Raw genomic sequence first — 13,070 nt, forward strand, 5'->3', positions numbered from 1 at the left:
GGTATATGGGTTAGCTGTGGAATGAGCAGCGCCGGTAGGCTCTGATCCACCGCATCGCCGCACCTGAAGCGCCGTACCGCCGTTTCCCGGGGTCCACATCGGGGATTCGGGGACATCGGCGACATCCCGCCCGCTCCCGACCTCTAAGGACGATCGTGCTCATTGCCGGGTTCCCCGCCGGGGCCTGGGGGACCAACTGCTACCTGGTCGCCCCCGCCGCCGGCGAGGAGTGCGTGATCATCGACCCCGGCCACCAGGCCACCGAGGGCGTCGCGGAGACCGTACGCAAGCACGGGCTCAAGCCCGTCGCCGTCATCCTCAGCCACGGCCACATCGACCACGTCGCCTCGGTCGTCCCCGTCTGCGGCGCGCACGACGTGCCCGCGTGGATCCACCCCTCCGACCGGTACATGATGAGCGACCCGGGCAAGGGCCTCGGCCGCTCGATCGGGACGCCGCTGATGGACGGCATCACGATCGGCGAGCCCTCCGACGTACGGGAGCTGACCGACGGCGCGCGGCTGCGCCTGGCGGGGCTGGACTTCACCGTCGCGCACGCGCCCGGCCATACCAAGGGGTCGGTGACCTTCGGACTGCCCGAGGCCGCCGGTGGGGCCGACATCCCCCCGGTGCTGTTCTCGGGTGATCTGCTGTTCGCCGGCTCCGTCGGACGCACCGACCTGCCCGGTGGCGACCACGACGAGATGCTCGAATCGCTGGCCCGCGTGTGCCTGCCGCTCGACGACTCGACCGTGGTGCTCTCGGGCCACGGCCCCCAGACGACCATCGGCCGGGAGCGCGCCACCAACCCGTACCTGCGGGACGTGGCCGCCGGCCTCGGACGCGGCCAGGAAGCCGCTCCGCGACGAGGAATGTGAAACAGCGAACCCCATGAGCACCTTCCAGGCCCCCAAGGGGACCTACGACCTCCTCCCCCCGGCCTCCGCGGTCTACCTCGCGGTCCGGGACGCCATCTCCGCCCCGCTCCGCACTTCCGGCTACGGCTATGTCGAGACGCCGGGCTTCGAGGACGTCGAGCTCTTCGCGCGCGGTGTCGGTGAGTCCACCGACATCGTCACGAAGGAGATGTACACCCTCACCACCAAGGGCGGCTCCGAGCTGGCCCTGCGCCCCGAAGGCACCGCCTCGGTGCTGCGCGCCGCGCTGGAGGCCAACCTCCACAAGGCCGGGAACCTGCCCGTCAAGCTCTGGTACAGCGGCTCGTACTACCGCTACGAGCGCCCCCAGAAGGGCCGCTACCGCCACTTCTCCCAGGTCGGGGCCGAGGCCATCGGCACCGAGGACCCCGCGCTCGACGCGGAGTTGATCATCCTGGCCGACCAGGCGTACCGCTCGCTCGGCCTGCGGGACTTCCGCATCCTCCTCAACTCCCTGGGCGACAAGGAGTGCAGGCCGGTCTACCGCGAAGCCCTCCAGGGCTTCCTGCGCGGCCTCGACCTGGACGAGGAGACGCGCCGCCGGATCGACATCAACCCGCTGCGGGTCCTCGACGACAAGCGCGCCGAGGTACGGAAGCAACTCGTCGACGCGCCCCTGCTCCGCGACTACCTGTGCGACGCCTGCCGGGCGTACCACGAGGAGGTCCGCGCGCTGCTGGCCGCGGCGGGAGTCGGGTACGAGGACGACGACCGCCTCGTCCGGGGGCTCGACTACTACACCCGGACGACCTTCGAGTTCGTCCACGACGGGCTCGGCGCGCAGTCCGCGGTGGGCGGCGGCGGCCGCTACGACGGGCTGTCCGAGATGATCGGCGGCCCCGCGCTGCCGTCCGTCGGCTGGGCGCTCGGCGTCGACCGTACGGTGCTCGCGCTGGAGGCGGAGGGCATCACGCTCGCCCTGCCCGCCCCGGTGACCGTGTACGCGGTCGCGCTCGGCGAGGAGGCGCGGCGCCTGCTCTTCGGCGTGGTCACCGCGCTGCGCAAGGCGGGGATCGCCGCGGACTTCTCGTACGGCGAGCGCGGCCTCAAGGGCCACATGAAGAACGCCAACCGGTCGGGGGCGCGGTTCACCATTGTCGCCGGGGAGCGCGACCTCGCCGAGGGCGTCGCCCAGCTCAAGGACATGGAGTCCGGCGAGCAGAGCCCGGTCGCCCTCGACGCGCTGGTCACGGAGATCGGGAGCCGGCTCGGCTGAACCCCCGTACACGGGTCCTTATCTCCACCGAACGGTGGAGATAGGGGCGCGTACGGCACAATGGGCCTGCCCACCCCACCGGCTCCGGCCACACAGCGACGGATCATCGACATGACCAGTGCAACGCTTGACGACGTCTCCTCGGACCGCGAGGAAGGCGGCGGCGCCCCGGGCGCGATCGGTGCGAGCCGGGCGTTCGCGGTGATGCTGGTCGTCACCGGCGCGATGGGGCTGCTGGCGGCGTGGGTGATCACGCTCGACAAGTTCAAGCTCCTGGAGGACCCGAACTTCACCCCGGGGTGCAGCCTCAACCCGGTGGTGTCCTGCGGGAACATCATGAAGAGCGCCCAGGCGTCGGCCTTCGGGTTCCCGAACCCGATGCTGGGGCTCGCGACCTATCCCGTGGTGATGGGGATCGGTCTCGCGCTGCTCGCGGGGGCGCGCTACCGCCGCTGGTTCTGGCTGGGGCTGAACGCGGGCACGTTGTTCGGCGTCGGGTTCTGCACCTGGCTCCAGTACCAGTCGCTCTACAACATCAACTCCCTGTGCCTGTGGTGCTGCCTGGCCTGGGTCGGCACGATCGTCATGTTCTGGTACGTGACCTCCCACAACCTCCGCCACGGGATCATCCCCGCGCCCGCCGGCCTGCGGAAGCTGCTGAGCGAGTTCACCTGGGTCCTGCCGGCCCTGCACATCGGGCTCATCGGGGTGCTCATCCTGATCCGCTGGTGGGACTTCTGGACCGGCTGAGACCGGGCGGTCCGGGCCCCCGCCCGCGCGCGGGCCGGACTGTCGGTGGGCTGGCATAGGCTTCAGATGTGGAGCCAGACCTCTTTACCGCAGCCGCCGAAGAACGCCAGGAGAAGGACCCGTCCAGCAGTCCCCTGGCCGTCCGGATGCGCCCGCGCGTCGTGGACGAGGTCGTCGGACAGCGGCATCTCCTGAAGCAGGGGTCGCCGCTGCGCCGGCTCGTCGGCGAAGCGGGCGGCGGACCCGCCGGCCCCTCGTCCGTGATCCTCTGGGGCCCGCCCGGCACGGGCAAGACGACCCTCGCGTACGTGGTCTCCAAGGCGACGAACAAACGCTTCGTGGAGCTCTCCGCCATCACCGCCGGCGTCAAGGAGGTGCGGACCGTCATCGACGGCGCCCGCCGCGCCTCCGGGGGCTACGGCAAGGAGACCGTCCTCTTCCTGGACGAGATCCACCGGTTCAGCAAGGCCCAGCAGGACTCCCTGCTGCCCGCGGTCGAGAACCGCTGGGTGACGCTCATCGCCGCGACCACCGAGAATCCGCACTTCTCGATCAATTCCCCGCTGCTCTCCCGCTCCCTGCTGCTGACCCTGGAGCCGCTCACCGACGACGACCTGCGCAGCCTGCTGCGCCGGGCGCTGACGGAGGAGCGGGGCCTCGGCGGCGCGCTCACCCTCCCCGACGACTCCGAGGCCCATCTGCTGCGGATCGCGGGCGGGGACGCGCGGCGCGCGCTGACCGCGCTGGAGGCGGCGGCCGGGGCCGCCCTCGCCAAGGGGGAGGAGGAGATCTCCCTCGGGACGGTGGAGGAGACGGTCGACCGCGCGGCGGTGATGTACGACCGGGACGGTGACCAGCACTACGACGTCGCGAGCGCGCTGATCAAGTCCATCCGGGGCTCCGACGTGGACGCGGCGCTGCACTACCTGGCGCGGATGATCGACGCGGGGGAGGACCCCCGGTTCATCGCCCGCCGCCTCATGATCTCGGCGAGCGAGGACATCGGCCTCGCGGATCCGTCGGCGCTGCCGCTGGCGGTCGCCGCCGCCCAGGCCGTCGCCATGATCGGCTTCCCGGAGGCCGCGCTCACCCTCGGCCACGCCACGATCGCCCTGGCCCTCGCCCCGAAGTCGAACGCGGCGACGCTGGCGATCGGAGGCGCCCTGGAGGACGTACGGAAGGGACTGACCGGCCAGGTCCCGGCCCATCTGCGGGACGGCCACTACAAGGGCGCGGCCAAGCTCGGCCACGCCCAGGGGTACGTGTATCCGCACGACGTACCGGGCGGGATCGCCGCCCAGCAGTACGCGCCGGAGTCGGTCGCGGGCCGGCGGTACTACACACCGACGCGGTACGGCGCCGAGGCGCGGTACGCGGACGTGGTCGACAAGGTCCGCGAGCGGCTGCGCGGGGACGGCTCCTGAGCCGGGCCGGCCGGCCCGGTCCGCCTCTCAGTCGCCCGAGGGCGCGGAGGCCGCCGCCTCGAACAGCGTGTGCATGGCCCGCCGCAGGCCGCGGACGTCCCGTACCGGCTCGGGGAAGTCGAAGCGGGCGTCGAAGCACTGGACGCCGGTGAAGCGCACGCGCAGCCCGAAGCGGTCGAGCCCGACCGGTACGGCCGCGGTCCCGGCGCCGGAAAGGCCCTCGGCCCGCACGCCGAGGAGCCCGCGCAGCCCCTGGACCTCCGCCCCGTGGGCCGCGTGCAGGTGCTGGAGCAGTTCCGCCTCGTGCTCGACCAGCGGATCGGCGGCGGCCGCCACGAAGTCCTCGGCCTCGACGGCCTCCGCACCCCAGAGGTCGTCCACGCTCGCCTCCCCGACCTCCAGCCGCAGGACCGTCCGCCCCGGTTCCGTCTCCTGGTCCGGTACGCGCGTCAGCCAGCCGGAGAGCCAGGCCCGGCCCCGGATCCGGTGGGGTACGGAGACCGGTGCCACGTCGGTGAGTTCCAGGACCGCGATCAGCTCGTCGTCCTGCGCGTGGGTGGCCGCCCGCGCCGCCGGGGAGTCCGCGGCGAAGACCATGAGCACCTCGCCGTCGTCGCCCACGGTGCGGGCGTCGGGCATCAGCTGGTACGGGTCGGCCCCGTCCAGACCGGGAATGACCAGTACCGCCGAGCATGTACTCTGTACGAGAGTTCGTGTGCGTTCGGCTGCTGACGGCATCCGATCGATTTCAAGCCCGCTGGGACGCGGCTGACCATGAGCTGATCGGACCTCCGTCGAATCGACCCCCTCCTGCGGGCTGTCGAGGCTGTCTGTGATGCGCGTGGTGTTCCCAGGGCGAGACATGCGATCTCCTTTGAGTAAGGTGAGCCTAACCTAACCTACATGGAGGTCTGGAGAACGTGCCTAACCAGTCGCGTCCCAAGGTCAAGAAGTCACGCGCGCTCGGTATCGCGCTGACGCCCAAGGCGGTCAAGTACTTCGAGGCCCGCCCCTACCCGCCGGGCGAGCACGGCCGCGGACGCAAGCAGAACTCGGACTACAAGGTTCGTCTGCTGGAGAAGCAGCGCCTGCGCGCCCAGTACGACATCAGCGAGCGCCAGATGGCCCGCGCCTACGACCGCGCCAAGAAGGCCGAAGGCAAGACGGGCGAAGCGCTCGTCGTCGAGCTGGAGCGCCGCCTCGACGCCCTGGTCCTGCGTTCGGGCATCGCCCGCACGATCTACCAGGCCCGCCAGATGGTCGTCCACGGCCACATCGAGGTCAACGGCGGCAAGGTCGACAAGCCGTCCTTCCGCGTCCGTCCCGACGACGTCGTGATGGTCCGCGAGCGCAGCCGCGAGAAGGTCCCCTTCCAGGTCGCGCGCGAAGGTGGCTACGACACCGACGGCGAGACCCCGCGCTACCTGCAGGTCAACCTGAAGGCCCTGGCGTTCCGCCTGGACCGCGACCCGCAGCGCAAGGAGATCCCGGTCATCTGCGACGAGCAGCTGGTCGTCGAGTACTACGCCCGCTGATCAGGCGTACCTCCGCAGCGTTCCGGCCCGCCCCTTCCCCCGCCGTCACCGGTGGGGAAGAGGCGGGCTTCCGCGTTTGCGGCGGGCCGTAATGCGGTACGGGCCCCGACCCTCGGCGCGATAGGGTCGTACCTCGTCGGCGCGGTGGCACAGACCGCTCCGACCGGGCAGGACAACCGAGCAAGCAGGGGAGCGGTGCAGCGTGACCGGTGGAGAAGTTGCCGGGATCCTCGTGGCCGTGTTCTGGGCGATTCTGGTCTCCTTCCTCGCCGTGGTGCTGGTGAGGCTGGCCCAGACGCTCAAGGCGGCCACCAGACTCGTGGCGGACGTGACCGAGCAGGCCGTCCCGCTGCTCGCCGACGCGTCGGCGACCGTCCGTTCCGCGCAGACCCAGCTCGACCGCGTCGACGCCATCGCGACCGACGTCCAGGAAGTCACCTCCAACGCCTCCGCGCTGTCCTCGACGGTCGCCTCGACCTTCGGCGGCCCCCTCGTCAAGGTCGCGGCCTTCGGCTACGGCGTACGGCAGGCGTTGAGCCGCAAGGGCGCCCCGGCCGCCGGGAGCGCCGCCCCCGAGCGCGCAGCGCGCCGCACGGTCGTGGGCCGTACGGTGCCGGCCGCCCGGCGCAGGAACAAGAAGGGCTGACGCAGCGATGTTCCGCCGTACGTTCTGGTTCACCGCGGGCGCGGCGGCCGGCGTGTGGGCGACCACCAAGGTCAACCGCAAGCTCCGGCAGCTCACCCCCGAGTCCCTCGCCGCGCAGGCCGCGAACAAGGCGATCGACGCCGGTCACAAGCTCAAGGACTTCGCCCTCGACGTGCGGACCGGCATGGTCCGCCGCGAGGCCGAACTGGGCGAGGCACTCGGCCTGGAGGCACCGGCCGACCCCGCCCTCCCCGCGCCCCGGCGCCTCGCGGCGATCGAGTACACCGAACGACCCCGCACGGGAACCACCCGCCACACCCCCAACCCGCACAACCGGAATGAGGACCACTGATGGAGTCGGCCGAAATCCGCCGTCGCTGGCTGAGCTTCTTCGAGGAGCGCGGTCACACCGTTGTCCCTTCGGCGTCGCTCATCGCGGACGACCCGACTCTCCTGCTGGTCCCGGCGGGCATGGTGCCCTTCAAGCCGTACTTCCTCGGTGAGGTCAAGCCGCCGTACCCGCGCGCCACCAGCGTCCAGAAGTGCGTCCGCACCCCGGACATCGAAGAGGTCGGCAAGACCACCCGCCACGGCACCTTCTTCCAGATGTGCGGCAACTTCTCCTTCGGCGACTACTTCAAGGAAGGCGCCGTCAAGCTCGCCTGGGAGCTGCTCACCAGCTCCCTCGCCGACGGCGGCTTCGGCCTGGACCCCGAGCGGCTCTGGGTCACCGTCTACGAGGACGACGACGAGGCCGAGCGCATCTGGCGGGACGTCGTCGGCTTCCCCGCCGAGCGCATCCAGCGCCTCGGCAAGGCCGAGAACTACTGGTCCATGGGCGTGCCCGGCCCCTGCGGCCCCTGCTCGGAGATCATGTACGACCGGGGCCCCGACTTCGGCGTCGAGGGCGGCCCCGCCGTCAACGACGAGCGGTACGTGGAGATCTGGAACCTGGTCTTCATGCAGTACGAGCGCGGCGAGGGCACCGGCAAGGCCGACTTCGAGATCCTCGGCGACCTGCCGTCGCAGAACATCGACACCGGTCTCGGCCTCGAACGCCTCGCCATGATTCTCCAGGGCGTACAGAACATGTACGAGACGGACACCCTGCGCGTCGTCATGGACAAGGCCACCGAGCTGACCGGCGTGCGCTACGGCGCCGACCACGGCTCGGACGTCTCCCTGCGCGTGGTCGCCGACCACATGCGCACCTCCGCCATGCTCATCGGCGACGGCGTCACCCCCGGCAACGAGGGCCGCGGCTACGTGCTGCGCCGCATCATGCGCCGCGCCATCCGCAACATGCGCCTCCTCGGCGCCACCCAGCCGGTGGTCGCCGACCTGATCGACGTCGTCATCAGGACCATGGGCCGGCAGTACCCGGAGCTGGAGACCGACCGCAAGCGCATCGAGACCGTCGCCCTCGCCGAGGAGGCCGCCTTCCTCAAGGCCCTCAAGGGCGGGACGAACATCCTCGACACCGCCGTCACCGAGACCAAGGCCGCCGGCGGGCAGGTGCTCTCCGGCGACCGGGCCTTCCTGCTCCACGACACCTGGGGCTTCCCCATCGACCTCACCCTCGAGATGGCCGCCGAACAGGGCCTCTCCGTGGACGAGGACGGCTTCCGCCGGCTCATGAAGGAGCAGCGCGACCGCGCCAAGGCCGACGCCAAGGCCAAGAAGTCCGGCCACGCCGACCTCTCCGCCTACCGCGCCGTGGCCGACAACAGCGGCTCCACCGAGTTCACCGGCTACACCTCCACCGAGAACGAGTCGGTGATCGTCGGCCTGCTCGTCGACGGGGTGTCCTCGCCGGCCGCCACCGAGGGCGACGAGGTCGAGGTGGTCCTCGACCGCACGCCGTTCTACGCCGAGGGCGGCGGCCAGCTCGCCGACCAGGGCCGGATCCGGCTCGACACCGGCGCCGTCATCCAGGTCCGCGACGTCCAGCAGCCCGTGCCCGGGGTCTCCGTGCACAAGGGCGTCGTCCAGGTCGGCGAGGTGACGGTCGGCGCCCCGGTGCAGGCCGCCATCGACCTCAACCGGCGCCGGGCCATCGCCCGCGCCCACAGCGCCACGCACCTCACGCACCAGGCGCTGCGCGACGCCCTCGGCCCCACGGCCGCCCAGGCCGGCTCCGAGAACTCCCCGGGCCGCTTCCGCTTCGACTTCGGCTCGCCCGCCGCCGTCCCCGGCACGGTCCTCACCGACGTCGAGCAGAAGATCAACGAGGTCCTGTCCCGGGAACTCGACGTCCAGGCCGAGGTCATGTCCATCGACGAGGCCAAGAAGCAGGGCGCCATCGCCGAGTTCGGCGAGAAGTACGGCGAGCGCGTCCGCGTGGTGACCATCGGCGACTTCTCCAAGGAGCTGTGCGGCGGCACGCACGTCAAGAACACCGCCCAGCTCGGCCTGGTGAAGCTCCTCGGCGAGTCGTCCATCGGCTCCGGCGTCCGCCGGATCGAGGCCCTGGTCGGCGTCGACGCGTACAACTTCCTCGCCAAGGAGCACACCGTCGTCGCCCAGCTCCAGGAGCTGGTCAAGGGCCGCTCGGAGGAGCTGCCCGAGAAGATCTCCGGCATGCTCTCCAAGCTGCGGGACGCCGAGAAGGAGATCGAGAAGTTCCGCGCCGAGAAGGTGCTCGCCGCCGCCGCGGGCTTGGTCGACAGCGCCAAGGACGTGCGCGGTACGGCCCTGGTGACCGGCCAGGTCCCCGACGGCACGTCGGCCGACGACCTGCGCAAGCTGGTCCTCGACGTACGCGGCCGGATGCCCGGCGACCGGCCCACCGTGGTCGCCCTGTTCACCGTGTCGGGCGGCCGTCCCGTGACGGTCATCGCCACCAACGAGGCGGCCCGCGAACGCGGTCTCAAGGCCGGTGAGCTGGTGCGCGCCGCCGCCAAGACCCTCGGTGGCGGGGGCGGCGGCAAGCCGGACGTCGCCCAGGGCGGCGGGCAGAACCCCGAGGCCGTCGGGGACGCCGTGGCCGCCGTCGAACGCCTCGTCGCCGAGACGGCCTGACGGCCCGTGCCCTCTGTGGAACGGCTCACATGAGACGCGGACGCCGCCTCGCGATCGACGTCGGGGACGCCCGGATCGGGGTCGCCTCGTGCGACCCCGACGGGATCATCGCCACGCCGGTGGAGACCGTGCCGGGACGTGACGTCCCGGCCGCCCACCGGCGGCTCCGGCAACTCGTCGAGGAGTACGAGCCGATCGAGGTCGTGATCGGCCTGCCCCGGTCCCTCAACGGCGGCGAGGGGCCGGCCGCCGTAAAGGTACGTACGTTCGCACAGGAGGTCGCGCGCGGCATCGCGCCCGTGCCGGTACGACTGGTGGACGAGCGCATGAGCACCGTGACCGCCAGTCAGGGGTTGCGCGCTTCGGGCGTGAAGTCAAAAAAGGGACGCTCCGTCATCGACCAAGTGGCGGCTGTTGTCATCCTTCAGAGTGCCCTGGAGGCCGAACGAGGCTCCGGTGAAGCCCCGGGCGAGGGCGTCGAAGTGGTCATCTGATCGCGGTACGGTAACGTTCCGCGCGATGCGGCGGTGTTCGAACAGCTGCCGCACAGCAAGAGGCGAAACGGACGCCGTACCGCTGGTGCCACGGCCGCCGCCTCGCGGCTCTAGGGGATCGATGACTGACTATGGCCGGGGCCCCGGCTCCGAACCGTGGCACCCCGAAGATCCCCTGTACGGGGACCAGGGGTGGGGAGCGCAGCAGGCGGCGGACGGCCAGGGCGCTCCCTACGGCGAGCAGCCGCAGCAGCAGTATCCGCAGCAGCAGTACGACGCCGGTCAGCCCGGCCAGGACCCGTACCAGCAGCAACAGCAGTACCAGCAGCAGCCGTACGACGGCGGGCAGCACTACGACGGGCAGCAGCAGTACGCGGATCCCCAGCAGCAGTACGCGGACCCTCAGCACTACCAGCAGCATCCCCAGCAGTACCAGGACCCGCAGCAGTACCAGCAGCAGCCGCAGGGGTACGGCGAGCAGCAACTGCCCCACCAGCAGCAGTACAACGGCGGTACGGGAGGCTGGGACCCGCACCAGCAGCAGGCCGCGATGGCGTACGGCGGGAACCCGGCCGACCCCTACGCGGTCCAGCACGCGGGCGGCTACCCGGAGGGCCAGGACTACTACGGCACACCGGACGCGTACCCGCCGCCGCAGCCGCCGGGCCGCCGGCCGGGCGAGATGGGTCCCCCGCAGGGGCAGGGCCAGCAGCAGCTTCACCAGCAGCCCCTGCAGCAGCAGCCCATACAGCAGCAACACCAGCAGCCGCACCAGCCGCAGCAGCACCAGCCCCCGCAGCAGCACCAGCCCCAGCCTCAGCAGCCGCAGGTCCCGGCGCCCGCCGCCCCGGCGGCTCCGGAGAACGAGTGGGACGCCGAGCAGCCCCCGGAGACCCACCCCTTCTTCACCGGTGACGACGACGGCTCCGACGACCGGAAGCCCCGTGACTCCCGGAACGACGACGGCGACGACGGGTACGGCGACGACGACGAGGACGAGGGCGACGACGGCCGGGACGGGCGGGACCGTCGCGGGAAGTCGTCCAAGAAGAAGAAGGGCGGCAACGGCCGCGCCTGCCTCGTCCTCGCCGTGGTGCTCGTGGGTGGCGTCGGCGGTGTCGGCTACTTCGGCTACACCTTCTACCAGGACCGCTTCGGCCCGCCGCCGGACTTCGCGGGCGCCGGTACCACCGCGGTGGATGTGGAGATCCCGCCGGACTCCGGGGGGTACGCGATCGCGGCGATCCTCGTGAAGAAGGGCGTGATCAAGAGCGAGGGCGCCTTTGTCGAGGCGCAGAAGAAGAACCCGAAGGGCACCCTGATCCAGGCCGGCGTCTTCACCCTGCGCAAGGGAATGTCGGGGGACAACGCCGTCAAGGCGATGCTCGACCCGAACAGTCACAACTCGCTGGTCATTCCCGAGGGCACCCGTAATGCCAAGATCTACAAGTTGATCGACAAGCAGCTCGGAGTCGACGACGGAACCACCGCCGACGTCGCGAAGAAGCAGATCAACAGCCTCGGTCTGCCGGACTGGGCCAAGGGTCACAAGAACGTCAAGGACCCGCTGGAAGGTTTCCTCTTCCCGGCCAGTTATCCGGTCGCCAAGGGAATGACACCGGAATCGGTCCTCAAGAAGATGGTGTCCCGGGCGAACGCCGAATACGGCAAACTCGACCTGGAGGCCAACGCCAAGAAGTTCAAGGTCGACGGCCCCTGGCAGATGATCACCGTCGCCAGCCTCGTCCAGGCCGAGGGCAAGACGCAGGACGATTTCCGGAAGATGGCGGAGGTGGTCTACAACCGCCTCAAGCCGACCAACATCCAGACCAACCAGAAACTCCAGTTCGACTCGTCCTTCAATTACCTCCAGGGCGAGAGCAACATCAATATCAGCGAGTCCGAGATCAACAGCAATCAGGACCCGTACAACACCTACACGCAGCGGGGACTTCCGCCGGGGCCCATCAGCAACCCGGGCAACGAGGCGCTGGCCGCGGCACTCGACCCCACCTCGGACGGCTGGATGTACTTCGTGGCGACCGACGGGGTGCACAAGACCGAGTTCGCCAAGACGTACGCGGAGTTCCAGAGACTCAAGGACAAATTCAATGCCAAGCAGGGCAACTAGTTCAGGGTCCCGCAGGGCGGCCGTCCTGGGGTCGCCCATCGCGCACTCCCTGTCGCCCGTTCTGCACCGCGCGGCCTACGACGAACTCGGCCTGACCGGCTGGTCGTACGACCGGTTCGAGGTCACCGAGACGGGGATCGCCGACTTCCTCGGCGGGCTCGACGCGTCCTGGGCCGGGCTGTCGCTCACCATGCCGCTCAAGCGGGCGGTGATCCCGCTCCTGGACGGGATCACCGACACCGCGGCCTCCGTGGAAGCGGTCAACACCGTGGTGATCGGCGACGACGGCCGGCGTACGGGTGACAACACCGACATCCCCGGCATGATCGCCGCCCTGCGCGAGCGGGGCGTGACCTCCGTGGAGTCCGCGGCGATCCTCGGCGCGGGCGCCACCGCGTCCTCGGCGCTCGCCGCGCTCGCCCGCGTCTGCGCGGGCCCGGTCACCGCGTACGTGCGCAGCGAGGCGCGCGCCGCCGAGATGCGGGGCTGGGGAACGAGGCTCGGCGTCGACGTCCGCACGGCGGACTGGGCGGACGCGGCCGGGGCCCTGGACGCCCCGCTGGTCGTCGCCACCACCCCGGCCGGCGCCTCCGACGCGCTCGCCGGGCAGGTCCCCGAGCGCCCCGGCACGCTCTTCGACGTCCTCTACGACCCCTGGCCCACCGCCCTCGCCGCCGCCTGGTCCGCGCGCGGCGGCCAGGTCGTCGGCGGCCTCGACCTCCTCGTCCATCAGGCGGTCCTCCAGGTCGAGATGATGACGGGCCGCGGCCCCGCGCCCCTGCCCGCGATGCGCAAGGCCGGCGAACAGGCCCTCGCCGCCCGCTGACGACGCCCGGTCCGTCGGCCCCCCCCCAGCTCCGGACCAGGCCCCGGACCCGCCCGGATCCCCCCGGCCCCCGGCCATGGATCCGGCCG

Annotated in this window: 12 protein-coding genes; 11 read left to right on the forward strand and 1 reads right to left on the reverse strand. The window is 71.0% G+C overall.

Annotated elements, in window-relative coordinates:
* Window positions 1-155 precede the first annotated feature (155 nt).
* The 4 genes from HA039_RS28715 (at window position 156) to HA039_RS28730 (ending at window position 4,328) form a co-directional block, all read left to right on the forward strand.
* Complete coding sequence (locus HA039_RS28715) at window positions 156-878, forward strand: MBL fold metallo-hydrolase (protein WP_167034239.1); 723 nt, start codon at window positions 156-158, stop codon at window positions 876-878.
* A gap of 13 nt (window positions 879-891) precedes the next feature.
* A complete protein-coding gene (gene hisS, locus HA039_RS28720; protein WP_167034240.1) occupies window positions 892-2,154 on the forward strand; it encodes a histidine--tRNA ligase in 1,263 nt (420 codons plus the stop codon).
* Window positions 2,155-2,265: 111 nt separating this feature from the next.
* Window positions 2,266-2,904: a vitamin K epoxide reductase family protein gene (locus HA039_RS28725; RefSeq protein WP_167034241.1), complete on the forward strand. Its 639-nt coding sequence runs from the start codon at window positions 2,266-2,268 to the stop codon at window positions 2,902-2,904.
* 68 nt (window positions 2,905-2,972) lie between these two features.
* Complete coding sequence (locus tag HA039_RS28730) at window positions 2,973-4,328, forward strand: replication-associated recombination protein A (protein ID WP_167034242.1); 1,356 nt, start codon at window positions 2,973-2,975, stop codon at window positions 4,326-4,328.
* A 27-nt stretch (window positions 4,329-4,355) separates the two neighbouring features.
* Here the strand turns inward: HA039_RS28730 and HA039_RS28735 are convergent, their stop codons facing one another.
* On the reverse strand, window positions 4,356-5,066 hold the full coding sequence (locus HA039_RS28735; RefSeq protein ID WP_167037764.1) for a DUF2470 domain-containing protein: 711 nt from the start codon (window positions 5,064-5,066) through the stop codon (window positions 4,356-4,358).
* A 182-nt stretch (window positions 5,067-5,248) separates the two neighbouring features.
* On the opposite strand from HA039_RS28735, the gene rpsD reads away from it, so the two are divergent.
* The 7 genes from rpsD (at window position 5,249) to HA039_RS28770 (ending at window position 12,981) form a co-directional block, all read left to right on the forward strand.
* Window positions 5,249-5,863, forward strand: a complete 615-nt coding sequence (rpsD, locus tag HA039_RS28740; RefSeq protein ID WP_161311511.1) for a 30S ribosomal protein S4 — start codon at window positions 5,249-5,251, stop codon at window positions 5,861-5,863.
* A 202-nt stretch (window positions 5,864-6,065) separates the two neighbouring features.
* On the forward strand, window positions 6,066-6,509 hold the full coding sequence (locus tag HA039_RS28745) for a DUF948 domain-containing protein (RefSeq protein ID WP_167034243.1): 444 nt from the start codon (window positions 6,066-6,068) through the stop codon (window positions 6,507-6,509).
* 7 nt (window positions 6,510-6,516) lie between these two features.
* Window positions 6,517-6,861, forward strand: coding sequence for a DUF6167 family protein (locus tag HA039_RS28750; protein ID WP_167034244.1), 345 nt, complete (start codon window positions 6,517-6,519; stop codon window positions 6,859-6,861).
* Window positions 6,861-9,530, forward strand: a complete 2,670-nt coding sequence (alaS, locus tag HA039_RS28755; RefSeq protein WP_167034245.1) for an alanine--tRNA ligase — start codon at window positions 6,861-6,863, stop codon at window positions 9,528-9,530. The genes HA039_RS28750 and alaS overlap by 1 nt, the downstream gene beginning before the upstream one ends.
* 29 nt (window positions 9,531-9,559) lie before the next feature.
* Window positions 9,560-10,024: a Holliday junction resolvase RuvX gene (gene ruvX / locus HA039_RS28760; protein ID WP_167034246.1), complete on the forward strand. Its 465-nt coding sequence runs from the start codon at window positions 9,560-9,562 to the stop codon at window positions 10,022-10,024.
* A gap of 121 nt (window positions 10,025-10,145) precedes the next feature.
* Complete coding sequence (gene mltG, locus HA039_RS28765; protein WP_167034247.1) at window positions 10,146-12,155, forward strand: endolytic transglycosylase MltG; 2,010 nt, start codon at window positions 10,146-10,148, stop codon at window positions 12,153-12,155.
* Entirely contained in the window at window positions 12,136-12,981 is an 846-nt protein-coding gene (locus tag HA039_RS28770) for a shikimate dehydrogenase (RefSeq protein WP_167034248.1), read from the forward strand. Before mltG ends, HA039_RS28770 begins: the two co-directional genes overlap by 20 nt.
* Window positions 12,982-13,070 lie beyond the last annotated feature (89 nt).

It is taken from the genome of Streptomyces liangshanensis, from assembly GCF_011694815.1.
GTDB classification, from domain to species: Bacteria; Actinomycetota; Actinomycetes; order Streptomycetales; family Streptomycetaceae; genus Streptomyces; species Streptomyces liangshanensis.

Bases quoted from the DNA above. Each gene is read 5' to 3' on its own strand.
- hisS (WP_167034240.1), top strand. From the start codon at position 892: ATGAGCACCTTCCAGGCCCCCAAGGGGACCTACGACCTCCTCCCCCCG.
- HA039_RS28725 (WP_167034241.1), top strand. From the start codon at position 2,266: ATGACCAGTGCAACGCTTGACGACGTCTCCTCGGACCGCGAGGAAGGC.
- HA039_RS28735 (WP_167037764.1), bottom strand. From the start codon at position 5,066: ATGCCGTCAGCAGCCGAACGCACACGAACTCTCGTACAGAGTACATGC.
- HA039_RS28750 (WP_167034244.1), top strand. From the start codon at position 6,517: ATGTTCCGCCGTACGTTCTGGTTCACCGCGGGCGCGGCGGCCGGCGTG.
- alaS (WP_167034245.1), top strand. From the start codon at position 6,861: ATGGAGTCGGCCGAAATCCGCCGTCGCTGGCTGAGCTTCTTCGAGGAG.
- ruvX (WP_167034246.1), top strand. From the start codon at position 9,560: ATGAGACGCGGACGCCGCCTCGCGATCGACGTCGGGGACGCCCGGATC.
- mltG (WP_167034247.1), top strand. From the start codon at position 10,146: ATGACTGACTATGGCCGGGGCCCCGGCTCCGAACCGTGGCACCCCGAA.
- HA039_RS28770 (WP_167034248.1), top strand. From the start codon at position 12,136: ATGCCAAGCAGGGCAACTAGTTCAGGGTCCCGCAGGGCGGCCGTCCTG.